Below are 25,280 nucleotides of genomic sequence, written 5' to 3' on the forward strand. Positions count from 1 at the left end.
ATAGAGAATAACACAGCCTACATATCCTTCACCCGTTTTGAGGTCGGATCATACATTGGCTTCAAAGATGCCGTCGCTTTTATACGGTGACCAGCTACCTCAATCTCATAGTCCGAGGCGAGAACATCGGCAGGTTTTTCGCCTTTGCTCGGAACATACCCAAGTCCGACAGCACCGCCAAGCGTATGTCCATAGTTCCCTGAGCTAAGGTACCCAACCACTTCTCCGTCGCGAATAATTGGTTCGTGATGGAACAGGAGCGGTTCAGGATCGTTCAGAAGAAACTGGACTAGGCGGCTATGCGGGCCGCTTTCTTTGCGCGCAAGCACTGCATCGCGGCCAATAAAATCAGGTTTGGTCGCCTTCACAGCAAAGCCAAGCCCGGCGTCGATAACATGATCTTCCGATGTGATGTCATGTCCGAAGTGACGGAACGCCTTTTCCATGCGGCAGCTATCCATCATATGCATTCCGCAGAGCTTCAGGTCGATTTCTTCTCCGGCGTCAATCAATGTCTCGAATACATGGCTCGCCATATCCGTTGAAATGTAGACTTCCCAGCCAAGTTCCCCGACATAGGTGACACGATGCACACGCGCGAGGCCCATTCCGATCTCTATATTCTGGGCTGTTCCAAAAGGATTATGATCATTGGAAAAATCATTCGGGCTGACCAGCTCAAGTAACCTGCGGGAATTCGGACCCATCACCGCCAGAATTGCTTCTCCCGCCGTTACATCAGTGATCTCGACCCTGAAGTCACCACGATGACGCTCCAGCCAGCGTTGATCCGCAAGCCGGGTTGCAGCTGGCGTCACAACTAAATAGGCGGTTTCCTTGAGTCGGGTTACTGTGACGTCTGCTTCAATCCCCCCTCTTTCATTCAAAAATTGTGTGTAGACGATCTTGCCATTAGGAACAGCGTAATCCCCACCGCCCACATAGTTCATGAATTTTTCCGCATCCGGCCCCTCAACACGTATCTTGCCAAAAGAAGTCATGTCGTACATCCCGACATTCTCTCGGATGGCCTTATGTTCCGCCGCCGCATTTTCAAACCAGTTTTGGCGTTTCCAGCTATACTGATAGCTGCGCTCCTGCTCTGGATTGGCGAACCAGTTCGGTCTCTCCCACCCGGCAATTTCCCCCATCACCGCGCCGCGCTCAAGCATGTCGTGATGGAAGGGGGAGCGGCGAATACCGCGTGCCGTTGCTTTTTGACGGAACGGAAAATGATCCGCATATAGAAGGCCGAGCGTTTCCTTTGACCGCTCAAACAGATAATGGCGATTCCCCTGAAATGGCTGCATCCGGGCAATATCCACATCCCCCAGATCAAACGGCTTCATGCCATCCTCCATCCATTGGGCGAGCGCCATGCCTGCGCCGCCTGCGGACTGAATGCCGATGGAGTTAAACCCGGCCGCAACCCAGAAATTATCCAGCTCCGGCGCGAGGCCAAGGTGATAGGCATCGTCGGGCGTAAAGCTCTCTGGTCCATTGAAGAAGGTATGAATGCCCGCCTCCGCCAGGATCGGCATTCTATTGACGGCATCGCTCAGGATCGGTTCAAAATGATCGAAGTCATCCGGCAGCTGATCAAATTCGAAATTTTCCGGAATGCCTTTCATGCCCCAAGGCTTCGCAACCGGCTCAAACGCGCCAAGCAGGATTTTCCCTGCGTCTTCCTTGTAATAGGCACATTCGTCAGGCACACGAAGAACGGGGAGCTGCGGGAGGTCTTTTATGCTCTCAGTGACGATATAAAAATGTTCGCATGCATGAAGGGGCACATTGGCGCCGGCCAGTCGGCCAACCTGATGAGCCCACATTCCAGCACAGTTCACCACCATATCGGCCTCGATATGCCCAGCTTCACCCTCTTCCCGCTGCCAATCAACACCCGTCACCCTGCGCCCGGCACGGCGGATATCCGTCACCGCCACACGTTCAAAGATTTGCGCACCCCGCTGGCGTGCGCCCTTCGCCATGGCCAACGCGATATTTCCCGGATCCCCCTGACCATCGCGGGGAAGCCAGACGGCCCCTTTTATGCCATCGAGATTGAGGTAGTCGTACCGCGCCTTAACCTCTGCCGCGCTGATTTCTTCGATCTCAACATCAAAAGCACGTGCCATTGATGCCTGTCGGAGAATCTCCTCCTTCCGTTCGTCCGTGAGGGCAACTGTAATTGACCCTGTTTCGCGGACACCGGTAGACATGCCGGTCTCCGCCTCCAGTTTGCCGTAAAGTTCCTGACTGTACTTCGCCAGCCGCGTCATATTCTTTGAAGCCCGGAGCTGCGCAATAAGCCCTGCCGCATGCCAGGTGGTTCCCGACGTGAGCTGCTTTCGCTCCAGAAGGACTACATCCTTCCAGCCAAGTTTCGTTAGATGATAGGCAACCGAGCATCCGATCACGCCTCCACCAATGATGACAACGCGGGCCTTGCTGGGCAACTCACTCATGATCTATTCCTTGATATAACGAAGGGTTACTAATTGAAATGAACGACAGACGGCCCGTGGAGAGGAGAAACATCCACAATACTTGAAAGGATTTTCATACCTCTCTCCAACTCATCCGGCGATCCGGCGGAAATCATCACAAAACCTACCTCAGCTTTTGTTGGCGCATCTTCAAATGAAAAACGGGATCCAACTCTTTGCAGCAGAACCGCCTCACCTGTGTCCGCATCGACAAAAAAACCTTTTACACGATGGATCGATGACGGCAGTTCCGCAAGCTTGCGGATCAAGTTATCCTTGCGTATTGGGCCCGGAGGTGTCCAGTGAGATGTGGAAAAATTGTCCTCATGCGGCTCTTCTTTCATAGTCTGGGATAAATTTGATCGGGTAGGCAGACCAACAATCAATTCCGGTGCAACTTTGCCTGCCTCGGCCATGATGACAGAAACACCCGGCGCCAGAGTTTCTATCCACCCGGCCAATTTCTCACATGTTTCATGTGAAACAAGGTCGGCCTTGGTCAGGACCAATAAATCGGCGGCCTCTATCTGGCTTTTCACAAGCTGCCCAACGAATTTATTTACGGCCCTTAGCTGTACTGTCTCGGCATCCAGCAAAGTGATGATGGCATCGAGTTCGAAGCCTGGCCAATTGCCGGCATGTCGGGCAAGGCGGGAAGGCTCTGCCACGCCGCTTGCTTCCAAAACAACAAGATCCGGGAGTTCCTCCCGAAGGGTTAGGGCATCCAATGCGGTGCCCAAATCATCCGTAATTGAACAGCAAACGCAGCCATTAGTCAGGCTGATGGTGTTTTCTGTCTGATCGCTGATCAGGGCAGCATCAATATTAATCGCCCCAAAATCATTGACCAGAACGGCAATCCGGCGTCCATGATCCGCCGCGAGCAGATGATTTATAAGCGTGGTCTTGCCCGCGCCAAGATACCCCGATATCAGGATGATCGGAATACGCCCGTTCATTTGGTGATCGGAAAGGGCTGGCCCTCAAAAACGGTGCCCCAAATCGGAATATCCTTCAGATTTGCGACCGGCGTTTCCCATGGATCGGCCTCAAGGACCGTGAAATCAGCTTTCTTGCCTGCGCGAATGGAACCAACCTCATGTTCCATACCGATCACATAGGCGGCATCAATGGTGATTGCCCGCATAGCCGCATCAAGGTCTATCCGTTCTTCCGGGCCGATCACGGCTCCGGATTCGGCAATACGGTTCACGGCAACCCAGGCGGAATTAAGCGGCAAGGCCGGTGCCATGGTGAAATCGGAATGAAGCGCGGTGGTCACATTATGACGGGCAAGGGTACCAAGCCGCGCCATCTGGGAGGCCCGTTCATAGCCGATCGAATGCTGCCAGTACGCCTCCCCCAGTTCATGAACATAATAGACATTCGCCGATACCAACGCGCCGAGGTCCGCAATCCGCCGAACCTGCTCCGGTGTGGAGACGCCAAAATGCTCAATCGTAAAGCGGTGATTTACCCGCGGCCGCTCAAACTGCAGCTTTTCCAGCGTATCGAGCGCAAGTTCTACACCCAGATCGCCAGTACAATGTACATGAATACGTTTTCCGGCATTCCAGAAAGCACGCGCAAGCGCCTCAAACATCTCTGGCGCCATAAGCCATTCACCATGATGACCATCGATAAAACCCGGTTCCTGCATCTGCATCAGCTCTGCAAAGAAGCCACCATCAGTGAAGAGCTTTACACCATTACCAAAGATCAGACGATGACTTCCACGAGACGCATAGCTTTCTACACGTGCAACCTCATCCTCGATCTCGCCATCCCAAACACCGCGTAGAGCGCCACGTGGAATGATCTGCATGCGGAAGGGCACATCGTCCCTTTCAATCGCCTCACCTAAGAAATTCCACTCAGCCGAATCATCAAGAAGCGGATAGGCCATCTCCCCGATTGTCGTGTGGCCACCATAATGAACGGCTTTCTTGACCAGCTCCAACCCGTTTTTAAACCGATCCGGCTCAAACAAATACAGGTTCATGGCCTTCACCGCGATGGAGAGTCCCGTTTCAAAAAAGCGCCCGGAGTCGAGTTCAATCTGAGGATGACGCTCAAGTTCTGCGCGGTCTAGCCCCATCCAATCGATTGCCGCATCATTGGCAATAATTTCATGAAATGACCGCTGCCAGACAAAGATGGGGCGTGTTGAGGAGACCGCATTAATCGCCGCACGATCTACCGCACCATGCCAAATTTTATGATATCCCCAAGTAATCAACGGTTCTGCCGGATCCTCAATACCTTCGTCAATTTCCTTAAGCCTTGCAAGATAGGCCTCGTGACTGCGAACCGGCGCGCAAGTCCGGTCCGGTAGCTTCCATTCCATGGCCGTAATGAAATGGCAGGACAAAAGGACCGCGCCAAGCGACGGATGAAGATGCGGGTCAATAAACCCCGGCATCAGGACATGATCTGCAAAACTTTCGTCAATGCGGTGGGGATGCGCATCAAGCCAAGGCTTCATAGTCTGCAATGTTCCGACCTCAATGATCTGTCCATCACGAACGGCAACCGCACTCGCTTCTGGCATGGACGGATTCATTGTGCGGATTTTCCGCGCGGTAAAGACGGTTATTTCGCTCATATCTTTCCCTGTCATTCCCAGTTCTGGTTAGTAGGATGCCGGACTGATCGCCCAAACAACGACCGTATCCACCTCGCCCGGATTATGGCACCAATGCTTGCCGACGCCGCGCATCTGAAAACTGTCTCCTTCTTCCAGAACATGCGTGTTTCCATTTACGCTCAACTCTAATTTTCCGGATAGCACCAGGCCGCCTTCTTCACCCTTGCGGGCGCGACCCGCCTCTCCCGTTCCGGCGCCGGGGGAGAAAGTTGTCAGGATCAATTCCAGTTGGCCCTTCAGGTTGGGAGACAATAACTCTTCGCGTGTCCCGGCTTGACTCAGGTTAATCTCCCGACGAGCAGAACGGCGCACAATAACGTCGCGTTCCGCTGCCGCTGCAACGGCGGTTCCACTAAAAAACCAGTTGATGGACACATCGAGCGCCCGGGCGATGATATCCAGTGCCTCAATGGTAATGGGGCTGACACCACGCTCCATTTCACTGAGGTTGCCAACAGAGCGGCCTGTAATTTCCTTCATATCCGTTAACGTCAGCCCGCGCGCACGGCGCAATTCACGGATTTGCAGCCCAACGGGAACCTGCGCTTCAGGGCTTACACCCTGCGCTGAAATTTTATTACCTTTACCCGACATAATATGGAAACTTTCACAACAAATTTCGTATCACTGAAAATAATGTTGCAATTTTTCAGTTATGATGCAACCCTTTTCATCTCGAAGAAATTAGCAATCTCGATTTTTAGTGGGGAGAATATCTGGATATGTTTCATACAAGAATAATGCGTAAGTTTTCAATTATTGCGCCTTTGGCGATAACTGCCTTGCTTAGCGCGACAACAATTTCCGCAGCTGAGCCGAAGGCAGGCGGCACGCTGAACACAACATCCACCGGCTACCGTACATTAAACCCGGCAGTGCAATCAGGCGCTGCGACAGGTGTTCCCGGTTCGCAGATTTTCGCCGGACTTGTCCTGATTGATGAAGATTACAAGGCAACACCCTATCTTGCCGAAAGCTGGACTGTGTCCGACGATAACCTGACCTATAGTTTCAAGCTGGTCGAAGGTGCGAAGTTTCACGATGGGCAGCCGATTACCTCGGAAGATGTTGCTTTTTCACTGGAAACCGTGAAAGCCAACCACCCCTTCGGCAAGGCGATGTTCAGCAATGTTGAAGCCGTTGAAACACCGGACGCGAGCACCGCAGTCTTCCGTCTCTCAGCTCCCATTCCGGGCTTGCTCCTTTCCATGGAGCCATTGTTACTGCCTATCATTCCAAAACATGTTTATGGCGACGGGCAAGAACTTAAGAAGCATCCGCGCAACATGGAGAATGTTATTGGTTCCGGCCCCTTCAAGGTCGCAGAGAACACTCCTGCGGAAAAGCTGGTTCTTGTGAAGAATGAAGATTTCTTTATTGAAGGCCGTCCCTACCTCGACAAGCTGGTTTTTTCAATCGTAAAAGACAGCCTGACGCGCGTACTTATGATGGAAAAGGGTGAAATTGATTATGTCGGATTTTCCGGCATTCGCGCAACTGACGCCGGACGCCTGGAAAAAACGGGTCGCCTTACGGTGACAACGGAAGGATATGGCGCGGTTGGCTATATTCATTATCTGGAACTGAACCTTCGCGACAAACCTTTCAGTGATCTCAAGGTACGCGAGGCTTTGGCACATGCGATTGATACCTCCTTTATCGCGAAAATTCTGTTTGGTGGCCGTGTCGATGCCGGCACCGGTCCACTTCATACGGGGAGCGTGTTCTATTCTGGTGATGTGCCGAGTTTTGAAGCCGATCTCGACAAAGCAGCGGCTCTGCTTGATGAAGCAGGATACCCGATCGGCGCAAATGACGAGCGTTTTTCGTTCACCCTCGATATTCCGAGCTGGGCGAAACAAGCTCATGGTCCGATGGGGGAATATATTCAGTCTCAGCTCGGCAAGATTGGCATAAAAGTTGAACTCCGTCAGGCACCTGACTTTGGTACCTGGGTCAAGCGCATCTCCAGCTTTGACTATCAGGCGACAATGAATGGTTCCTTCAACTATCCGGATCCCGTCATCGGCGTTCACCGGCATTTCGATTGCGACAATATCCGCAATGTGATCTGGTCAAATACACAAGGGTATTGTGATCCGGCTATGGATGCGCTTCTTGATGCTGCCGCCGTTGAAACAGACCTCGACAAACGTAAAGCTACCTATGCTGAAATTCAGCGTAAAGCAGTAGAGGATCTTGTCTTTATCTATATGCCGCAGGATTTCACCGCGACCGTCTATTCCGATAAGGTCGGCAATCCTCCGTCAAGTGTCTTCGGCCCGCTGGCGCCATGGCATGACGTGTATCTGAAAGACTAAAACGAATATCCGGGGCGGCGGCCTATACAGAGACCCTCGCCCCGGTCTCCATTCGCGGTATGCATGAGGCATTAAATGGTAAAATCATTGTCCAAAAGAATAGGCAATGCAGTCATACTGCTACTCGCGGTACTGGTCCTTAATTTTACATTGATCCATATTGCCCCCGGCGATCCGGTTGAAGTTCTTGCCGGAGAAATGGGTGGCGCCACACCAGAACTTCTCGCAGAGCTTCGCGCCGATTTCGGCCTTGATCAACCCTTTCATGTACAGCTTTTCACCTACCTTGGGAATGTCCTGCAGGGCAACCTTGGTTATAGCTTTTACTATGACAAGCCCGTAACAGAACTCATATTTGATCGCATAGGCGCCACGCTTCTGCTCGTCATCACCGCCCTTCTATTTGCATTATTCGTCGGAACAGCGCTCGGCATCGCATCCGCCCAAAAGCGTAACTCTTTGCTGAGCAATGTTGTTACCTTATTATCGCTCGCAGGGTTTTCTGCGCCGGTGTTCTGGATCGGGATCATGCTGATTCTGCTGCTTTCCGTCGCTCTCCCAATTTTCCCCATTGCTGGCATGGCCACAGCGGATGAACCGGAAGGTACGTTTGCCTATATCCTTGATGTTGTCTGGCATCTTGTTCTCCCTACTCTAACGCTTGCTTCCATCTATCTCGCTTTTTACAGTCGTCTGTCCCGTGCCAGCATGCTGGAAGTCTTGGAATCCGATTATATACGGACGGCGCGGGCAAAAGGGCTGAGCCGCTTTCTTGTTGTCTATAAGCATGCCCTCCGTAACGCCGTCTTGCCGGTCGTCACTTTTGCTGGCCTTCAGTTCGCACAAGTTATCTCCGGTGCGGTGTTGGTGGAAACTGTATTTGCCTGGCCCGGTCTTGGAACTTTGGCGTTCGAATCCATTTTAAGGCGGGATTCCCCAACCCTGCTCGGGATTCTGTTTTTCTCTGCAGTGCTCGTTCTGGTCGTCAATATCTTCGTTGATATTGCCTACCGGATCATCGACCCAAGGATTAGCGCAAAATGACTGATAGCTCCCTTGATAATTTTAGTACGGAACCGATGGAAAAGCCGGCATCTCCTGCACGCCAGACTTGGAAGATGTTCAGCAGCAACCAATCGGCCGTCGCCGGCCTGATCCTGCTTGCCATTGTGCTGATCTTTGCTTTGGTAGGGCCTCTTGTCTATCCAATTGCACCAACAGAAATGGTATGGATGCCGCTCACCCCGCCGCTTGAATCGGACTATCTGCTGGGCACGGACTATCTTGGGCGTGATATTCTGGCCGGTCTTATCAATGGCGGGCGGATAACAATCGCCATCGGCGCGTCGGCCGCATTGCTAACCATTGTGATAGGCGTAACGATCGGCGCCCTCGCCGGATACTACGGTGGCTGGGTCGATAATCTGCTGATGCGGATAACGGAGTTTTTCCAGGTTTTGCCAAACCTTCTGCTGGCCATGGTCGTCGTGATGCTCTTTTCCGCGACTTTGACAAACATTGCCATTGCCATCGGCATTGTTTCCTGGACGAGCACGGCACGCCTGACACGAGCAGAGTTTTTGCGACTGCGCAGCATGGACTATGTCCGGGCGGAACGATCCATCGGCGCCAAGAACCGCCGAATCATATGGGCTGTGATCCTGCCCAATGCCGCACCGCCACTTATCGTCTCAGCCGCCCTCAGCATCGGCACCGCGATCCTGTTTGAGGCGGGCCTCGCGTTCCTCGGCTTGAGTGATCCTAACAATATGAGTTGGGGCCGCATGATTGGTGACAACCGCCCCTATATTCTTGATAGCTGGTGGGGGGTCACTTTCCCGGGAATTGCAATCTTCCTGACGGTTTTGGCAATCAGCCTTGTCGGCGATGGGCTCAATGATGCCCTGAACCCGAAGTTGAGGAAACGATAATGCAGGCACCTCTTCTTTCTGTGCGCGACCTTGAGGTTTCTTTTCAAATCGGCGGCTCTGAAGTACCAGTCGTTCGCGATCTCAGCTTTGATGTAGAACATGGAGAAACACTCGGTATCGTTGGTGAGTCCGGCTGTGGCAAGAGCATGACAGCCCTCGCCATTATGGGACTTGTCCCAAACCCTCCCGGACGTATTTCCAAAGGGAGCATCTTGCTGGAAGGGATCGATATAACTATCGCCAGCGAGAAAGAACTGCAAGCTTTGCGCGGGAACGACATGTCCATGGTCTTTCAGGAACCCATGACCTCCCTCAATCCGGTATTTACAGTTGGCGAGCAGATCGCCGAAACCGCGCGGGCTCACTTCGGCCTTTCCCGGGCAGAAGCGCGGAACAAGGCGGTTGAAATATTACGGTTGGTCGGCATTCCCTCGCCTGAAAAGCGCGTTGATGATTTTCCTCATCAGCTTTCCGGCGGTATGCGGCAACGTGTAATGATCGCGATTTCCCTCGTCTGTGAACCAAAACTGCTGATCGCCGACGAACCGACGACTGCGCTTGACGTAACGGTTCAGGCGCAAATCTTTGATCTTTTCCGCGAACTGCAAGAGAAGACAAAAACGGCCATTATTCTGATTACCCACGATATCGGGGTTGTTGCAGAAATGGCGGACCGGGTAATGGTCATGTATGCGGGCCGCAATATCGAGAAAGGCCCGGCAATCGACTTTATCCGCGCACCGCAGCATCCCTATACGCGGGGCCTGATTTCATGCATTCCCACTCTACAGGCCGACCCGCCGGATGAACCAGACGCTCTTTTCGAAATTCCGGGTGTGGTTCCAAGCGCTGTTGAACTTGCGAAACCCGGCTGCGCCTTCGCACCGCGCTGCCCTAATGTGATGGAACGGTGCAGAGTAGAATTTCCGCCGAGCACCCAGATAGAGAACAATCGATCGGTTAGCTGCTGGCTTGCGCAGGGGGAAACCGTATGAATTCAGAAAAAGCATTACTTGAGGTTTCCAACCTTAAAGTTCATTTTCCAACCCGCGACGGTGCCGTCGTGCATGCCGTGGATGGCGTCACTTTCTCCATCAATCGTGGCGTTGCCTTTGGTCTCGTCGGGGAAAGCGGCTCCGGCAAGACAACGACTGCACTCGCCTGCGTTCGTCTGGTCGATCCGACGGCGGGGCAGATTACCCTCGGCGGAGAGAACATCACAAATATCAAAGGCACCGCCCTGCGTGATGCGCGTAAAAAGATGCAAATCGTCTTTCAAGATCCCTATGCTTCCCTTAACCCGAGGGAACGCGTCGGCTCAATTGTGAAACGCCCTTTGAAGCTTATGAATATCGGGACCGCGAAGGAACGTGACGCAAGGGTAAAGGAACTTTTCGATATTGTGGGCCTCCGGCCTGAACAAAGCGAACTTTTCCCGCATCAGTTTTCAGGTGGCCAGCGACAGCGGGTTGGCATTGCCCGCGCCCTTGCAACTCAGCCGGACCTGATTGTCTGCGATGAACCTGTCTCAGCTCTTGATGTTGCCATTCAGGCACAGATTCTCAACCTGCTCGCCAAGCTCAAGAAAGAGTTTGAGCTAACCTATCTTTTCATTAGTCACGACCTTGCGGTTGTCCAGCATATCTGTGATGAAATTGCGGTGATGTACCTCGGTCAGATTGTTGAGCAGGGCAGCAAGAAAGATATTTTTCGCAATCCCCGGCATCCCTATACGAAAGCTCTCATCTCCGCAGTGCCGTCGACTGACTCAATCGGCAAGCCCCGGGGGGACCGCATCATGCTCAATGGTGATCCGCCCAGCCCAATTTCCCTGCCGACAGGCTGTCGCTTCGCAAGCCGCTGCCCCTTCGCCGTCGAGAGCTGTGAGAATACCCCGCCGGCGCTTCGTGAAATCAGCGCTGAACATAGTGTCGCTTGTCACCGGATAGATGCGGCGGGGAATTTCACATAAATATTTACGCTTGATCAATTACTTAGCCGCGCGCACAACCGTTAGCGAACACATATACGGCATAGAGTGAGGTTGTGCCACAAATGAATAGCCGGTTGTTCTTGGCGCCCCCAAAGGTAAGATTTCCAACAATCTCCGGTATTCGAATCTTGCCTATCAATCTCCCATCTGGATTGTAACAATGAACACCGTCAAAGGCACTTGTCCAGATGCGCCCCTCCTGGTCGACGCGAAATCCGTCGAAGAAGCCGGCTGTGCATTCGGCAAATACCTCTCCGCCGCTCAGAGACAGGTCGGAATTGACATCGAACCGGCGGATATGGGCAGGGCCACCAGTGCTGATGCGATAAGCCCGTATCAGAAATATAAAGCTGACGCTGATCAGGAGAGAAGGCAAGACCGTTGGGTTTTAAAAAGTCGTCCGTCACCTGAAACAGATTTCCGCTCTCCGGATCGAGGCGATAGACATGGCAACCGCTCAGCTCAGGGTTCGCGCGGTCCCCTTCATAATCGGTGAGGATTCCGTAAGTCGGATCCGAGAACCAGATTGACCCGTTTGAATGAACGACTACATCATTTGGTGAATTGAGCCGCTTGCTGTCAAAGCTGTCTGCCAGAACTGTTAGTGATCCATTATGCTCGGTGCGGGTGACTCGACGGCTCAGATGTTCGCATGTGACAAGCCGCCCTTGTGGATCAACTGTGTTCCCATTTGAATTGTTCGATGGCTCCCGAAAAACAGAAACCGAACCATCCGTCTCATCCCAGCGCATAATCCGGTTATTCGGTATGTCCGACCATATAAGGTAACGCCCGGCGGCGAACCAGGCAGGGCCTTCGCACCATCGGGCACCAGTCCAAAGGCGTTCTACATGAATATGGGGCGCAAAGAGGCTGGAAAATTGTGGATCCAGAATTTCAAAGCCTGTTCCTTCCAGTTCGCCAGTCAACAACATCCTCCTCGCCCAACAATCATATCGCGTTTTCTCTATCGCAGTTTACCGCTTGCAATTCCTATTAACTGGTATAACATGTTACTGGTATGATGTCCATAAAAGGATGCGCCAGCTACTCAAGAATCTGGGAGGAAACCTCTTGAAAAACCTAATTATCACAACGCTTTTTGGCGCCGCTGCTGTTATTTCAGCATTTGTCGCCGCCCCCGCCATTGCGGCAGACAAGCCTACGGTTGCATTAAGTAATGCTTTTTTGGGCAATGCCTGGCGTCGTTCCATGATAACTGCCTTTGAGGAAGCGGCAACTAAAGCTGAGGCTGTTGGATTGATCGCCTCATTCCAGGTTTCTAACGCTCCGGGTGAAAATTCAGCAACCGAGCAGATTGCACAGCTTAAAGCACTTCTGCTCGATGAGCCTGACATCCTGCTCGTCAATCCGGCGTCCCCTACGGCACTCAATCCAACACTCCAGCAGGCGTGTGATCAAGGAACTGTTGTCGCTGTTTTTGACAGTTCAACTGATCTTGACTGCGTTTATATCGTGACCAACAGCTTCAGCGATTGGGCACGGTTATCTACTCAGGCCATCATCGATGGCATCGGTGGGTCCGGCAACGTTATCATCGCCCGCGGCGTCCAGGGATCTCCGCCTGAGATTGAGATGTATGATGTCCAGACAAAGATGTTGGAAGCTAACCCGAACATTAAAGTCGTCGGCGAGCTCTTCACATTCTGCGATAGCGCCAAAGCGCAGGAGGCCTTGCTCGGCACTATCGCAAGCTTGCCAAACGTTGATGGGGTGATCGGCTGCGGTGAAGGTCTTGGCGCTGTTCAGGCATTTCAAACGGCAGGACGGAAAGTTCCCGTCGTCGCATTTGCGCCGAGCGGCCGTGCCCTCAAGTTCTGGGGCGAAGGCAATGGTGCGCCAGGGTCAGTTGCTGTAATGTCCGACCCGGGTCAAGGCGTCGCGGCACTTTTCACCGCCATCAATATCTATAACGGACAGAAGATACCGCGCGTTACAATCTTTCCGCCAGTAGTAGTGAGCGACGAAGAACGTGACAAGTGGATTGCCGCCGTTGGTGACGACGAAATCGCTTCTTGGCAATGGACCCAAGAATTAGTCGACGCTCAATTAAAGGCAAACATTGACGGAAATGTCGCTGATGCAGCACTTCCGCCAGTTCCAGTTCGATAGCACAGTTTGGGTCTGTGCCAATAAATAGCGCAGACCCCCATTCACTAAATTGATTTATGAGCTCCCGTGTCAACTGAGTTAAATACTGACGATCGTGATCCTCTCGTTCAGGTCAGACACGTCATCAAAACATACGGACCGACCAAAGCCCTTTCTGGCGTCACGCTTGATGTACATGCCGGCGAAGTATTTGGTGTTGTTGGCCACAATGGTGCGGGCAAAAGCACGCTCATGCGAGTCCTAAGCGGTCTTGAGGCAATCGATTCCGGCTCAGTGCAAATTGGCGACACAGTTGCGCCATCTGAACTAGGATTTCCCGGTGTTCGGATGGCCTATCAAGAGGGATCTCTGGCTCTGGAACTCACCGTCTATGAGAATATTTTTCTTTCCAGCAAAAGCTGGATTCCGGAACGGAGATGGCATGGGCCCGCTTCCCGCCGCGCCTTGGCACGACTAGACGAAATTTTCCCCGGCCACATGATCAGACCGGACGACTATGTGGATGATCTTGTGCTCGCGGATCGTCAGAAGGTCGAAATCTCACGCGCGACAATTGCAGATAACTTAAGCGTTCTTATACTTGATGAGCCGACAGAATCCCTTAGCGGGAGTGCCGTTGATCATTTGTATAATTATGTTCGCAAACTGCGGACAAACGGCCATGCCATTATTCTCGTGTCTCACCGACTGAAAGAGATCCTTTCTGTGTGCGACCGCGTTGCGGTGATGAAGGACGGCGCCATTATTTCCACTCATAAAGCGGACAGCGTCACCGAACAGGACTTATTTCTGGCTATGGGGGGTGAGGCAATCATCGAAGAAGCCCCCAATAGAAGAAAGAAAGCCGCCACGGATAGCTCGGACCCAGCGAAATTAAGCGTACCGATGGTTACTATGAATGGAGCCGCAACTCAGATTGTTGCGCGCAAGGGCGAAGTTATCGGGCTGGCAGGAATTGCGGGCCAAGGTCAGGAGCAGGTTCTTGACCGTTTGTGGCGTCGCAGCGGAGAGGTGCAGGTCAGCACGGCGTTGGCCTATGTGCCCGGTGACAGGCAACGCTCCGGGATACTTCCCCTCTGGGACGTCGCGCGGAATCTTACAATTACGGCCATACCCAAACTGAGCAAGAATGGTATTCGACAAACGGACGAAGAAAACTCACTTGTTGCCGAGTGGGTTGATCGCTTAAAGGTTCGCGGAGGTGCAAGTGCAGCGGTCACCAACCTATCGGGCGGAAATCAGCAAAAAGTTATTGTCGCACGCGCATTCGCTTCTGATGCGGAAACCATCCTGCTTGACGACCCGTTTCGCGGCGTTGATGTTCATACTAAAGCTGAACTCTACCAATTGATCAAATCGGAAGCTCAGAAAGGGCGAATGATTGTTTGGTATTCGAGCGAGAATTCCGAGATGCAACATTGCAATCGGGCATATGTGCTGCGCGCCGGACGTATCGCGGGCGAATTGCACGGCAAGGACATCACCGACGAGCGGATTATCTCACTGTCGTTTGCAGAAGCCGAGGAGTCGCATACTTGAGTACTGTCAACACAGATCAAACCCGATTTAATATGCCTAAGGGTCTTGCGCGTCGTATTCTGCCCGGTTTTCTCACCCTAATTGCAATGATCTTGATTTTGCTGATCTGCGGGATAATTCAGCCGCGGATCTGGTCTCAGAATGGCTTGACCCTTATCATGTCACCGATTGTAGCCCTGGCCATCGCTTCAATGGCGCAAATGGTGATGATGAGCATCGGTGACATTGACCTTGGTATCGGGTTTTTCGTTGGAATGGTTACAACGATCGTCGCCACTTTGCTAAAAGAAACCCCCATGATCGGCGTGTTGGCGCTAGCGGGTTGTGTCCTAGCCTATGCCCTGTTGGGTGCCCTTGTTCAGCTTCGCTCTGTACCTTCCTTGATTGCAACGTTAGGCGCATCGTTCATTTGGCTGGGTCTGGGGCTTTTTGTCTTGCCAGTACCCGGAGGTTTAGCGCCCGACTGGCTATTTAGTTACGCGTTATGGAAGCCACCCTTATCGGTCCCGGCCCCGATAATCACCATGATCATCGCCACAGCACTTACATGGTTCGTGACGCGCCGAACAAAACTCGGCGTCAGTTTCCGCAGCCTTGGCAGCAACCCTGTGGCTCTTACGCGATCGGGAGAATTACTCGTTGTCACACGAATGCTCGCATACGGAATCGTCGGAATTTTGGGCGTGCTGGCCGGGATCACACTTACTGCAGAAATTGGCGGAGGCGATGTCAATGCTGTTCCCGGATACACGCTCACGACAGTGGCCGCAGTCATTCTGGGGGGCGGGATGTTTACCGGCGGACGTTCAGTCGCGTGGGGAACCTTAGCTGGAGCCGTCACCCTCGGGCTTCTTACCGTGCTACTCACTCTGCTTAATCTGTCGTCGAACTTACAACCCGCGGTTCAAGGTTTTATCGTCATAGCCGTTATGGCGGGACGACTTATTGTGGAGCGCACGAGCAGATGACTACGCGACGACATATTTCCATCCCTCCGTGGATTTGGTCATTCCTGGCCGCTTTCGTTGTGCTCATCCTAACCTTCCTCGTCTCAGGTCGTGGTGGCACCCAAACTCTAACACTTGCATTCACGGTCGCGCCCTATCTCGTCCTCGTGGGATTGGGGCAAATGTTGGTAATGAGTGCGGGGCCGGGAAATATTGACGTATCAGTCGCCAAAGTATTCTCCTTAGGTGGACTGCTGTCCATCGCCGTAAGTGAGGCTACAGGGTCCTGGATTTTGGGCCTTGGCGCTGCTGTCGGGGCTGGCTTCGTTATGTCTTCCATCAGCATAATTGCCATACTCTATATCCGCATTCCGCCGATTGTCGCGACACTCGCAACGAGTCTCGTTGCATCCGCCATATCCCTCACTTTAGCCAAAGGATTTCAGGGATCTGCCGACCCGCTCTTGAAAGGGTTTTTAAGTTGGACCCCGTTTGGTATCCCCGCGTTCGCCATTGTAGTGCTGCTCATTACAATACTCATATCCATGATCCTCAAATGGACCACATGGGGTTCCCAAATGCTGGCCTTCGGTCAGGCACGGCGCGCAGCAGAATACGCGGGCATAAGTGCCAAAAGAGTTATGGTCGTCGTCTATTTGTCATGTGGGGCTTTGGCGGCACTCGCCGGGGCCTTGCGCGCCTCGTTTTCTGCACCAAACGTAGAACTGGGTAATGACTATTTGCTCGATTCAATCGCTGTGGTAGTGATCGGCGGCACTTTGATGACTGGTGGTCGCGCCGTGCCAGCAGGTGTCTGGGGTGGCGCCCTCTTCTTCATCCTGCTCGACGGTTTGTTAAACCTAATCGGATGGAGCTTCGCAGGGCAAAATGTTCTGAAAGGCTTCCTTGTTCTTGCGGTCCTGTTTCTTGCCAATGGCGCGCCCATATTACGCCGCCGGGCCTCACCTTCAATGCCAGATGTCGTGAAGAGCAAGAATATGGCGAAACCAGACTCAAACGACTGATCTCTAAAATTACCGCAATGTTAGAATGAATTGTTGAGAAAAAAGGGAATAACTCGAATGTCTCGATTTACCGCAAAATACGAAATTGAGTCACCCGTTGGAATCGCGCGAGCGGCAGAGGTTCTCGCTGGGGAGCAATCGTCGGGTACATTTGTCAAATTGGCGGCAGAAACAGATGAATTGCGTGAACGGTCAGGTGCGCGCGTTGAAAATATCGATGTGCTAAAAGTCTCCGATCATCCCTCTCTGCCCACACGGCAACGCGGCAATCAATATGAACGGGGAATAATTACGGTGAGTTGGCCAGTCGCTACGATCGGTTTTTCACTGCCAAACTTACTTGCGACGATAGCCGGAAATCTGTTCGAACTTGCCGAAATTTCAGCCATCCGGTTACTTGATTTCAACTTGCCAAGAGATTTCGTAGAAGCCTGCCCCGGCCCCAAATTCGGCGTAGACGGCACACGCCGTCTGTCCGGAATCGAAGAAGGCGCGATGATTGGCACCATCATCAAACCCAGCGTCGGTTTAAGGCCAAAAGAAACTGCAGCTCTCGTCAAGCTGCTGGCGGAAGCTGGAATAGACTTTATTAAAGATGACGAACTCCAGGCGAATGGGCCTCATTGCCCTCTCGAAGCAAGAGCCAGGGAAGTCATGCAGGTATTGAATGAACATCAGGACAAAACCGGTAAAAAAGTGATGTACGCATTCAACATTACTGACGAAGTAGAAAAAATGTGGCGCCATGCGGAAATGGTTCGAAAATTAGGTGGCAGCTGCTTGATGGTTTCGCTTCATTCGATTGGTTTAGCCGGCATGAGAGCCTTACGTGAACATTGCGACTTACCGCTCCATGGTCATCGGAACGGCTGGGGTTTATATTCTCGATCCCCGGATATTGGCATTAGCTATGTTGCTTGGCAGAAACTTTGGCGGTTAGCTGGAGCTGACCATTTACATGTAAATGGTCTGGGGAATAAATTCTCGGAAAGTGACCAAGTAGTAACCGAATCTGCGCGCGCCGTGCAGTCCCCCGTTTGCGAAGACGGACCCGCCTACTCCGCAATGCCCGTATACTCATCAGGTCAGACTGTTTGGCAAGTAGGGCCGGCGCGGGATGTTCTGGGGTCGGACGATTTCATCTATTGTGCGGGCGGTGGGATAATGAGCCACCCTTCCGGACCCGCCGCCGGCGTTGTCGCGCTGCGGCAGGCGGCACACGCCGCGCAACAGAATATTGACGTCCAGGAATTTGCAAAATCCCATAGGGAGCTTTCAGACGCGTTGAAAAAGTTCAAGAAACCTGAATTAGCCGATATTCGATGATTAGAAAACGTTGTTGCCGTTCAGGGGGATAGCGACTCTATTCGTACTATTTATAGCGTTCCTCAGATCGATTGAGATGTATTTCCATGGCTTTAACGACCGCCTCGACATCCCGCTTTTCGATCAAATCTACAATCTTGCTGTGCTCTTCCAATGTCCGTTCTTCACGTCCGGACCAATGCAAAAGAACAGTGTGATATTGGAAAAGCCACTTCAGCATTGCCTCGCTAACAGCGAGTAAAATCGGATTTCGGGCAGTTTCGGCAATCCGTCGGTGAAACGCGATATCAGCTTGCATAAATGCAGCAGAATCACCGATTTTCTCACGCTGTTCCGCAATCAAGTTTCGCAGTTCACTAACATCTTCATCCGTACAACGTTCCGCCGCTGACTTCACGATGCCCGCCTCCAACAATCTGCGGGTTTCTTTCAAATGCTCAAGATTAGCAGGCTCTGACGACAACAGAAGTTGGGCAATAGCGTCCACTTGCTTGAATGCGGTGCCGGCGGAAAGCTCATTTACACGACTGCGCTCGCCGTGAGAAATCGTGATGAGCCCCATAGTATGCAAGGATTGCAGCGACTCCCTTACAGCAGGTCGACCAACCCCAAACCTTTCCATTAAGGTTCGCTCCGACGGCATGTAATCGCCCGGTGAAAGTTCCCCGTCCGCAATCATATTTTTCAATCGGTCAAAAATCTGGTCGGATAATTTACGGCGATGAATACGCTCTTCCGGTTCGTGGCTATCTATCTTGCCTCTATTTGTCATTTTATCCCACTTTACAGCTAGGTAAGCATTACCTTTTCCCATGGTACGACAAGTCTGTGATTATACCACTTCTATCGCAAATGGTTCAATCGAAATAGGCTCCCGATCATTAATCTGAAAAGTAATGGTATCGCTCGTCAAATTCGACACAATATTATCGCCATCAAAGGAAATCACCGCAAGCTTTCCTGGATGGGAAATCTTACAGCTATTCAGGGAAATGTTTCTTCGTCGCGTCAACAACGAAATAGCCATACCCAGAGGACTTAACCTTCCTTCTTTAGTAACAACACCGCGAAGGCCGGTGAAAGCCGCTGGCGTCCAGACCTCTATTCCGTAAGGCGCAATCGCGGCAGCATATCCAATGGCAAATGCCGCTCCAAAGCGAGCCCAATGGCGAGGGTCAGAATTAGCCATACAAATTCGCTGATGGGAAGAATTATCCATCGTTTTCGACCCGTACGGATTTTGACGCATGGGAATAGAGGATAGGCCAAGCCTATAAGGTAGTTGCTCTGCGAAATTCTTCGTAGATTTCAGAATATAGGGGATCGTATCGAGCGTTTGAATCACACTCTGCTCATCAGCCGCATGAACAATAGGATTTGTACCGTGCGATATAAAATCGATATTCTCCACTGGCGGTCGTTTGCGATTAAGTTCGGTAAAGTAACTCAGCATCCCACCGCCGATTTTTATTTTTCCAAAGAACTCCCGTGCGGCAGCGTATATGCTATCAAGCGGAGGGCAATCAGGCCAGTCACTGCCGGGAGGCGTCGACTGCCTGTCGACAGATGGACAAACCAGCATGGACTCCAATTTGAGTCCAGACTGATCCACATTCTTCGCCAGCAACATGAATTCTCTCTGTAGATCACCCACACACTTAGCTGCATATTCCAAATCATAGACGGCAGGGTAGGCTTCTTGTAGTTCCCTGAAATACTTTAGGTCTTCAGAGGTATGGCTCGCAGAAGGATCGTAATGGCAGGTTATTCTTGAGGGAGATAGTTCATTCAATAGTGAAAGATGGGCAAATGCGTCATGTGCCTCATCAGGCGTAAATACCAGCGCTGTTTCCGGGAAACTATAGCCCAGCGGGGCTCCCGTTGTGATTAAGATTTTCTCACCCGTTTTTGAGGGCTTGCTTGATCGACCGGAGAAATCGAGAGATACGGACTGCGACATGAGAACACCGTCCTCAAGCATATAGGGCCACGGCAATCTCAGCGGTCTTGAATATGTTTTAAACGAAGCATCGGACCAGTTTCTCTGATCTTCCATTTCGAAGATATCGCCCGTCATTCTACAAGAAACGGAAACTCCCGACGTTTCATGGGTGAGGCATTGTATCTCTTTAAAAGGTTGCCAGGGTTCAATTATATCTGGAAAGCTGGCTTTGACCGTAGTTCCATCCGAATGCTCAACCTTTACAGGTATGCCTGATACGCCAACCGGGTGCAGCACAGTAAATCCGGTGCGATTTGTCTCGAACTGACCTATTGGTATTGATGATGCAGAAAAAACCAACTGATCATCACTGGCTTCCATAGTCACATCTACATCAAGCCGAGCACCCCCACTTTCAAAAGTGGCTTTATAGGTGACCCTGAAATGGCTATCAGTTTCTTCTATATTCAAATGTGAAATTTGGGGAATAAGAGTACCCCAGTCTCGGTCTCGGACAAGATAGCTGATGGACCGGATCATTTCCACTTGATCAAAACGAATATCGCGTAGATTGCCATCTTCCAAGGTGACCGAAATGGATCCTGCGCGTAAAATTCTCTTATCCGGGATCGGTGTGTCCGTTCCATACAGGATCATTGCGTCTGTCGGTTTCATCTTACAGCTCGTCAAGCTTCACTGTTCGATTGTTCTGCGCAGAGACATAGGCGGCCTCCACCAGCGCCAAGGTATTGAGATTGTCTTCACCCGATGTTTCAGGGGTTTTTCCTGCTCTCAAACAATAGACAAAATGTTGCTGAATGAGAAGAACGCTTTCCTGAATGTTGTGCCAAGGCTGTTCTGCCCAAGACAAGAGTGGAGGAGAAACATCAACTACCTGATCGACCCCGTTTTTGTGCATAATGAGTTTATAGCCCGCCTCCAACCGGAGACTACCTTGATCCCCGTCGATTTCCAGCAGAGTTTCCGGAAAAGTTTCAGGCAACCTCTTCGTTGAATAGGAACAATCAACGACGGACGTCGCGCCATTCCTATGGTTCAAGAGCATTGTCGCCACATCTTCACCCTTAATTTTCGGGTTGATCCTGTTCGTTGACGCAGAGATGGACGTGGTATTCCCAAAAATCGCCCGCGCTATATCCAGAATATGAATGCCGAGATCCTGAATAATAAAGCGGTCATCAGTAGCGAGATATGGCTGGTTTGCATACACATCATAAGCAGATCGAAAGGAAACCCTACCGAAGAAGGGCGTTCCAATTTCTCCTTGCTGTATAGCCGAAATCACCGCGCGCACTGAAGATTGCCACCTGAAATTTTCATGGACCATCAGGGTCCGGTTAACCTGCTGCACTGATTTCACCATGGCCCGGGCGTCAACCAGATTCTCCGCGAACGGTTTCTGGCAAATAATATTGAGATGAGCGGCTGCACAGAGTTCGACCAAAGGTCTGTGCGAAGAGACAGTCGTTGCAATATCGACGAAATCCAATTCTTCTGATGCAATCATTTCCGCGACATCACTATAGGTTGCTTCGACGTTGAATGCAGCCGCTGTACTATTCAGGCTAATCGGGTCACGATCGCATAGCGCAACGATTTCTACGCCGTCGATTCCCGCCCAAGCATGCATATGGTTTTGCGCAAAAAAACCACACCCTATGAGCGCCCCTTTTAATTTCGTCATGACATTACTTCCCAAAAGCGGCCTGACTTTGCAAGGCTACACGATTTTGTATTTTCTGCTGCGCCTGATCGACAACAACTGCGGCAATAATCACGAGGCCCTTAATGACAATCTGCCAAAAAGATGAAACACCCATCATGACCAAACCATCCGAAAGAATACCGATGACAAAGGCGCCGACAATTGTTCCGGCGATCCGTCCCCGTCCGCCCGACATGGATGTTCCGCCAAGAACAGCGGCCGCAATCGCATTGAGCTCAAACGTTTCCCCCGTCGCAGGATGAGATGCAACCAGCTGCGAGCTGATAATCAGGCCCACAATTGCCGCGCAGAGCCCAGAGAACATGTACACAAACATTTTGACCTGATTAACTTTTACGCCAGACAGAGCCGCCCCTTTTTCATTGCCCCCAACTGCATAAATATGCCGCCCTAGTGGCGTCCTGCTTGCCAAATAGGCGGCGCCAGCGCCAACAACAATAAGAATCCAGATTGATATCGGAATGCCTAGAACAGATCCTGCCCCGAGTAGCGTGAAGGTGTCCGAGCCATATTCAGGATTTCCATTCAAATTTGGAAACGTCCTGCCATCGGAGAAAAGAAGCGCGGTTCCACGTGCTACATAAAGCGTCCCAAGGGTAGCGATAAAGGGTGCCACACTAAGTTTGGTAATGAGCAACCCATTTATCATGCCGACAAAAACGCCAACAAACATCACGATTACGATAATTTCCAGGGTGTTAAACTGGATACTCCAGCCCAGCCCAAAATCTATGCCGAACAGAACAAGCCAACCGGCAACCATACCGCATAGGCCAACGATTGATCCGACTGATAGATCAATACCACCGGTAATGATGACGAATGTCATGCCGATGGCAAGAAACGCATTCAGCGCCACATGCTTTGACATAATCAGCATGTTCGCACCACTCAGGAAATTAGGGGCGGCGAAAGCGAAAAACGCAAATACCGCGATTAGGGCGATGAAGGTACGTAAGCGCATTATGAGCAGCAACGCTGACTGGCTGTTCCCTGAAGAATTAGAAGCGCCGTCGGTAATTTGCGTCGTCATTCAGCAATCTCCTTCTCGGGAGCAAGTTTAGTTGGGGCATGGCCTACGGCAGATGCCGCAACGACCATACTTTCATTAGTTTCCTTACGGTCCCAATGACCGGTAATGCGTCCATGCGACATCACAATGATACGGTCTGACAGGGACATAACCTCGTCCAGATCTGACGTGATGAATAGAATTCCAAGCCCTTCTGCGGCGAGTCGGCGCATCTCCCGAAAAACCTCAGCTTTCGCGCCGACATCAATTCCGCGACTAGGCTCGTCCATCAATAGAATTTTCGGTTTTGTCATCAACGCCTTGCCAATGACGACTTTTTGTTGATTGCCGCCGGAAAGGGAGCTGACCGGGTTTTCTGCTGAAGCTATTTTGATGGTAAGGTCACGGACATAGTCCAATACCGTCTTCTTTTCTTTTTCGAGATCCAAATGGAACCACTTGGTAAAATCTCGTAGGCTCGAAAGAGACATATTTTCACGAATGGAATGCATTTGGATTAAGCCAACCGCTTTGCGGTCTTCCGGGATGAGAGCAATACCGCGCCGTATTCGCCCCTCGACGGTTTTTTCATCAAGCGGCTCTCTATCGACAAAGAATTTACCGGTAGAATGCGGATGCTGAACCATTATGCATTCGAAAATCTCGGATCGGCCCGCTCCCATAAGGCCATAAATACCGACAATTTCACCTGCTTTCAGAGACAGATTAACATTGTCGACGGTGAAGCCTCCGCCTTCTCGAGGTAGACAAATACTCTCGGCGCGAAAAATTTCTTTGCCGAAATCATGCTCGACTGATTTGGCAAAATCTTTCGACGCGCTTCCAATCATATTCTGAACAATCCAAGAAACATCTACCCCCTCCATGTCCCGCATGCCGGTGATATTTCCATCCCTTAAAACGGTAATATAATCACCAATGCGTATGAGTTCTTCCAATCGATGAGAGATGTAGATAATACCAACGCCCCGCGCCTTTAGATCGGCAATTACGCGGAATAAAATCTCAACCTCGGATGACGATAGTGCTGATGTCGGCTCGTCGAGAATGAGAATGCGCGCATCCACCGCGAGGGATTTAGCTATTTCGACGATTTGTTGTTCGCCAATCCGAAGGTTCCCGACCAATGTATCGGGACTGATTTTATGCTCCAAACGCGCCATCAATTGCTTGGTAATTTCGTGCTGACGCTTTTGATCTATTTGAACGCCATATTGCAAACTTTCCCGACCCATGAATATATTTTCCGAGACAGAAAGATCAGGGAACAGGTTCAGTTCCTGAAAGACAATACCGATGCCATGTGACGCCGCATCGGCAGTACCCCGCAAATGCACTTCCTTGTCGTCAATGAAAATTTTTCCATCGGTCAGTTGCTCAACACCGGAAATGACTTTCATCATCGTTGATTTCCCGGCCCCATTCTCGCCCACAAGAACATTGACGGCACCAAGACGAACTTCAAAATCAACTTTGTTCAGGGCAACAGTGCCAGGGTAAACTTTAGTGCCGTCACGGATGGAGAGGCCGATAGGGTGGGTCATTACTGCACCTCTACCTCAATCGGCGTGAGCACGAGCTTTGAGGAAGAGCCTGCCGCACTGAAGACGGCCAAAAATGAAATATCCGTCCCAACCAGAGTATCCATTGGCAGCGCCTTCGTCGTCCGGCCATGTGTTTCAGCATTCAGGGCACGACCTAATTTTGCATATTCGATCTGATCTCGAAAATCTGAGAATGTGAGGAAAGTGGCCGCGTCTCTTAACGCGGTCCCTCTGATAACCGGGCCTATTTGCATAACAAAATCTGCCTCATTATCGCCATTGGCATCAATTGTTGCTGATGCCGCCCTACTTTCAGTATTAGCCGAGAGGATTTTGCCTTTTCCCCGAACAATAAAGTGCCATGGGTTGACCCCACCTTCCTGACGAAGGCCTAATTTCTGTCCCGCCGCCTCAACATCATTACCAACTGCGGCGATCACGTCATTAAAGGGATGCGCATTGTCTTTATAAAATGGAACAAAATTTTCGTCCCAGTTTTTCGAAACGAAGGCTTCCATTCGTTCAGCGTCCGTCATTTTGGACGAAGCGATCTCATCGGGGGACGGATTCTTGACTATTTTACAAGCGGAAATCGTAACCACTAATAACGTCAGACACATCACAGCTAAGGTGCGCCGGTACATTCGCGGAACTCCAGTTTCT

The 25,280-nt window shown here is 51.4% G+C and carries 20 protein-coding genes and 1 pseudogene; 10 read left to right on the plus strand and 11 right to left on the minus strand.

Annotated elements, in window-relative coordinates; translation table 11 throughout:
• Positions 1-17: 17 nt before the first annotated feature.
• From AC0L73_RS08080 to AC0L73_RS08095, 4 genes are read right to left on the minus strand one after another with little or no spacing between them, the layout of a single operon-like run.
• The gene (locus tag AC0L73_RS08080; protein ID WP_473655280.1) at positions 18-2,468 is read right to left on the minus strand and encodes a GcvT family protein; all 2,451 of its coding nucleotides are present in this window, start codon (positions 2,466-2,468) and stop codon (positions 18-20) included.
• A 29-nt stretch (positions 2,469-2,497) separates the two neighbouring features.
• Positions 2,498-3,448, minus strand: coding sequence for a CobW family GTP-binding protein (locus AC0L73_RS08085; protein WP_473655281.1), 951 nt, complete (start codon positions 3,446-3,448; stop codon positions 2,498-2,500).
• Positions 3,445-5,094: an amidohydrolase gene (locus AC0L73_RS08090; RefSeq protein ID WP_473655282.1), complete on the minus strand. Its 1,650-nt coding sequence runs from the start codon at positions 5,092-5,094 to the stop codon at positions 3,445-3,447. Before AC0L73_RS08090 ends, AC0L73_RS08085 begins: the two co-directional genes overlap by 4 nt.
• A 27-nt stretch (positions 5,095-5,121) precedes the next feature.
• A complete protein-coding gene (locus AC0L73_RS08095) occupies positions 5,122-5,730 on the minus strand; it encodes a helix-turn-helix domain-containing protein (RefSeq protein ID WP_227952542.1) in 609 nt (202 codons plus the stop codon).
• 146 nt (positions 5,731-5,876) lie between these two features.
• On the opposite strand from AC0L73_RS08095, the gene AC0L73_RS08100 reads away from it, so the two are divergent.
• From AC0L73_RS08100 to AC0L73_RS08120, 5 genes are all read left to right on the plus strand, one after another.
• Entirely contained in the window at positions 5,877-7,457 is a 1,581-nt protein-coding gene (locus AC0L73_RS08100) for an ABC transporter substrate-binding protein (protein WP_473655283.1), read from the plus strand.
• 75 nt (positions 7,458-7,532) lie between these two features.
• Positions 7,533-8,501, plus strand: a complete 969-nt coding sequence (locus tag AC0L73_RS08105; protein ID WP_473655284.1) for an ABC transporter permease — start codon at positions 7,533-7,535, stop codon at positions 8,499-8,501.
• A complete protein-coding gene (locus tag AC0L73_RS08110) occupies positions 8,498-9,388 on the plus strand; it encodes an ABC transporter permease (protein ID WP_473655285.1) in 891 nt (296 codons plus the stop codon). The genes AC0L73_RS08105 and AC0L73_RS08110 overlap by 4 nt, the downstream gene beginning before the upstream one ends.
• Positions 9,388-10,383, plus strand: coding sequence for an ABC transporter ATP-binding protein (locus tag AC0L73_RS08115; protein WP_473655286.1), 996 nt, complete (start codon positions 9,388-9,390; stop codon positions 10,381-10,383). The genes AC0L73_RS08110 and AC0L73_RS08115 overlap by 1 nt, the downstream gene beginning before the upstream one ends.
• Positions 10,380-11,360 (plus strand): ABC transporter ATP-binding protein, encoded by a 981-nt coding sequence (locus AC0L73_RS08120; RefSeq protein WP_473655287.1) that lies wholly within the window; start codon positions 10,380-10,382, stop codon positions 11,358-11,360. The genes AC0L73_RS08115 and AC0L73_RS08120 overlap by 4 nt, the downstream gene beginning before the upstream one ends.
• 22 nt (positions 11,361-11,382) lie before the next feature.
• Here the strand turns inward: AC0L73_RS08120 and AC0L73_RS08125 are convergent.
• A pseudogene (locus AC0L73_RS08125) lies at positions 11,383-12,310 on the minus strand (SMP-30/gluconolactonase/LRE family protein).
• Positions 12,311-12,455: 145 nt separating this feature from the next.
• Between AC0L73_RS08125 and AC0L73_RS08130 the strand changes: the two are divergent.
• The 5 genes from AC0L73_RS08130 (at position 12,456) to AC0L73_RS08150 (ending at position 18,351) form a co-directional block, all read left to right on the plus strand.
• The gene (locus tag AC0L73_RS08130) at positions 12,456-13,514 is read left to right on the plus strand and encodes a substrate-binding domain-containing protein (RefSeq protein ID WP_473655288.1); all 1,059 of its coding nucleotides are present in this window, start codon (positions 12,456-12,458) and stop codon (positions 13,512-13,514) included.
• A gap of 66 nt (positions 13,515-13,580) precedes the next feature.
• Positions 13,581-15,053, plus strand: coding sequence for a sugar ABC transporter ATP-binding protein (locus AC0L73_RS08135; protein WP_473655289.1), 1,473 nt, complete (start codon positions 13,581-13,583; stop codon positions 15,051-15,053).
• A 158-nt stretch (positions 15,054-15,211) separates the two neighbouring features.
• Complete coding sequence (locus AC0L73_RS08140) at positions 15,212-16,021, plus strand: ABC transporter permease (protein ID WP_473655290.1); 810 nt, start codon at positions 15,212-15,214, stop codon at positions 16,019-16,021.
• Positions 16,018-17,025 (plus strand): ABC transporter permease, encoded by a 1,008-nt coding sequence (locus AC0L73_RS08145; protein WP_473655291.1) that lies wholly within the window; start codon positions 16,018-16,020, stop codon positions 17,023-17,025. The genes AC0L73_RS08140 and AC0L73_RS08145 overlap by 4 nt, the downstream gene beginning before the upstream one ends.
• A gap of 57 nt (positions 17,026-17,082) precedes the next feature.
• Positions 17,083-18,351 carry a ribulose-bisphosphate carboxylase large subunit family protein gene (locus AC0L73_RS08150; RefSeq protein WP_473655292.1) on the plus strand — a complete coding sequence of 423 codons (1,269 nt, stop codon included), beginning with the start codon at positions 17,083-17,085 and terminating at the stop codon, positions 18,349-18,351.
• Positions 18,352-18,397: 46 nt separating this feature from the next.
• Here AC0L73_RS08150 and nanR read toward each other — a convergent pair whose 3' ends face one another.
• Genes nanR through AC0L73_RS08180 form a run of 6 tightly spaced genes read right to left on the minus strand, consistent with a single transcriptional unit; the run spans position 18,398 to position 25,261 of the window.
• Positions 18,398-19,123 carry a transcriptional regulator NanR gene (gene nanR / locus AC0L73_RS08155; protein ID WP_473655293.1) on the minus strand — a complete coding sequence of 242 codons (726 nt, stop codon included), beginning with the start codon at positions 19,121-19,123 and terminating at the stop codon, positions 18,398-18,400.
• A gap of 60 nt (positions 19,124-19,183) precedes the next feature.
• On the minus strand, positions 19,184-20,968 hold the full coding sequence (gene apnL / locus AC0L73_RS08160) for a D-apionate lactonase (RefSeq protein WP_473655294.1): 1,785 nt from the start codon (positions 20,966-20,968) through the stop codon (positions 19,184-19,186).
• Position 20,969: 1 nt separating this feature from the next.
• Complete coding sequence (locus AC0L73_RS08165; protein WP_473655295.1) at positions 20,970-21,998, minus strand: Gfo/Idh/MocA family protein; 1,029 nt, start codon at positions 21,996-21,998, stop codon at positions 20,970-20,972.
• Between the two features lie 4 nt (positions 21,999-22,002).
• Complete coding sequence (locus tag AC0L73_RS08170; protein WP_473655296.1) at positions 22,003-23,073, minus strand: ABC transporter permease; 1,071 nt, start codon at positions 23,071-23,073, stop codon at positions 22,003-22,005.
• Positions 23,070-24,617: a sugar ABC transporter ATP-binding protein gene (locus AC0L73_RS08175; protein ID WP_473655297.1), complete on the minus strand. Its 1,548-nt coding sequence runs from the start codon at positions 24,615-24,617 to the stop codon at positions 23,070-23,072. The genes AC0L73_RS08170 and AC0L73_RS08175 overlap by 4 nt, the downstream gene beginning before the upstream one ends.
• A complete protein-coding gene (locus tag AC0L73_RS08180) occupies positions 24,617-25,261 on the minus strand; it encodes a DUF2291 family protein (protein ID WP_473655298.1) in 645 nt (214 codons plus the stop codon). The genes AC0L73_RS08175 and AC0L73_RS08180 overlap by 1 nt, the downstream gene beginning before the upstream one ends.
• Positions 25,262-25,280: the final 19 nt, after the last annotated feature.

Source organism: Sneathiella sp. D3-11, assembly GCF_055809395.1.

Coding starts and splice junctions, on each gene's coding strand:
- AC0L73_RS08080 (WP_473655280.1), bottom strand. CDS start 2,468: ATGAGTGAGTTGCCCAGCAAGGCCCGCGTTGTCATCATTGGTGGAGGC.
- AC0L73_RS08085 (WP_473655281.1), bottom strand. CDS start 3,448: ATGAACGGGCGTATTCCGATCATCCTGATATCGGGGTATCTTGGCGCG.
- AC0L73_RS08090 (WP_473655282.1), bottom strand. CDS start 5,094: ATGAGCGAAATAACCGTCTTTACCGCGCGGAAAATCCGCACAATGAAT.
- AC0L73_RS08095 (WP_227952542.1), bottom strand. CDS start 5,730: ATGTCGGGTAAAGGTAATAAAATTTCAGCGCAGGGTGTAAGCCCTGAA.
- AC0L73_RS08100 (WP_473655283.1), top strand. CDS start 5,877: ATGCGTAAGTTTTCAATTATTGCGCCTTTGGCGATAACTGCCTTGCTT.
- AC0L73_RS08105 (WP_473655284.1), top strand. CDS start 7,533: ATGGTAAAATCATTGTCCAAAAGAATAGGCAATGCAGTCATACTGCTA.
- AC0L73_RS08110 (WP_473655285.1), top strand. CDS start 8,498: ATGACTGATAGCTCCCTTGATAATTTTAGTACGGAACCGATGGAAAAG.
- AC0L73_RS08115 (WP_473655286.1), top strand. CDS start 9,388: ATGCAGGCACCTCTTCTTTCTGTGCGCGACCTTGAGGTTTCTTTTCAA.
- AC0L73_RS08120 (WP_473655287.1), top strand. CDS start 10,380: ATGAATTCAGAAAAAGCATTACTTGAGGTTTCCAACCTTAAAGTTCAT.
- AC0L73_RS08140 (WP_473655290.1), top strand. CDS start 15,212: ATGTCACCGATTGTAGCCCTGGCCATCGCTTCAATGGCGCAAATGGTG.
- AC0L73_RS08145 (WP_473655291.1), top strand. CDS start 16,018: ATGACTACGCGACGACATATTTCCATCCCTCCGTGGATTTGGTCATTC.
- AC0L73_RS08150 (WP_473655292.1), top strand. CDS start 17,083: ATGTCTCGATTTACCGCAAAATACGAAATTGAGTCACCCGTTGGAATC.
- nanR (WP_473655293.1), bottom strand. CDS start 19,123: ATGACAAATAGAGGCAAGATAGATAGCCACGAACCGGAAGAGCGTATT.
- apnL (WP_473655294.1), bottom strand. CDS start 20,968: ATGAAACCGACAGACGCAATGATCCTGTATGGAACGGACACACCGATC.
- AC0L73_RS08165 (WP_473655295.1), bottom strand. CDS start 21,998: ATGACGAAATTAAAAGGGGCGCTCATAGGGTGTGGTTTTTTTGCGCAA.
- AC0L73_RS08170 (WP_473655296.1), bottom strand. CDS start 23,073: ATGACGACGCAAATTACCGACGGCGCTTCTAATTCTTCAGGGAACAGC.
- AC0L73_RS08175 (WP_473655297.1), bottom strand. CDS start 24,617: ATGACCCACCCTATCGGCCTCTCCATCCGTGACGGCACTAAAGTTTAC.
- AC0L73_RS08180 (WP_473655298.1), bottom strand. CDS start 25,261: ATGTACCGGCGCACCTTAGCTGTGATGTGTCTGACGTTATTAGTGGTT.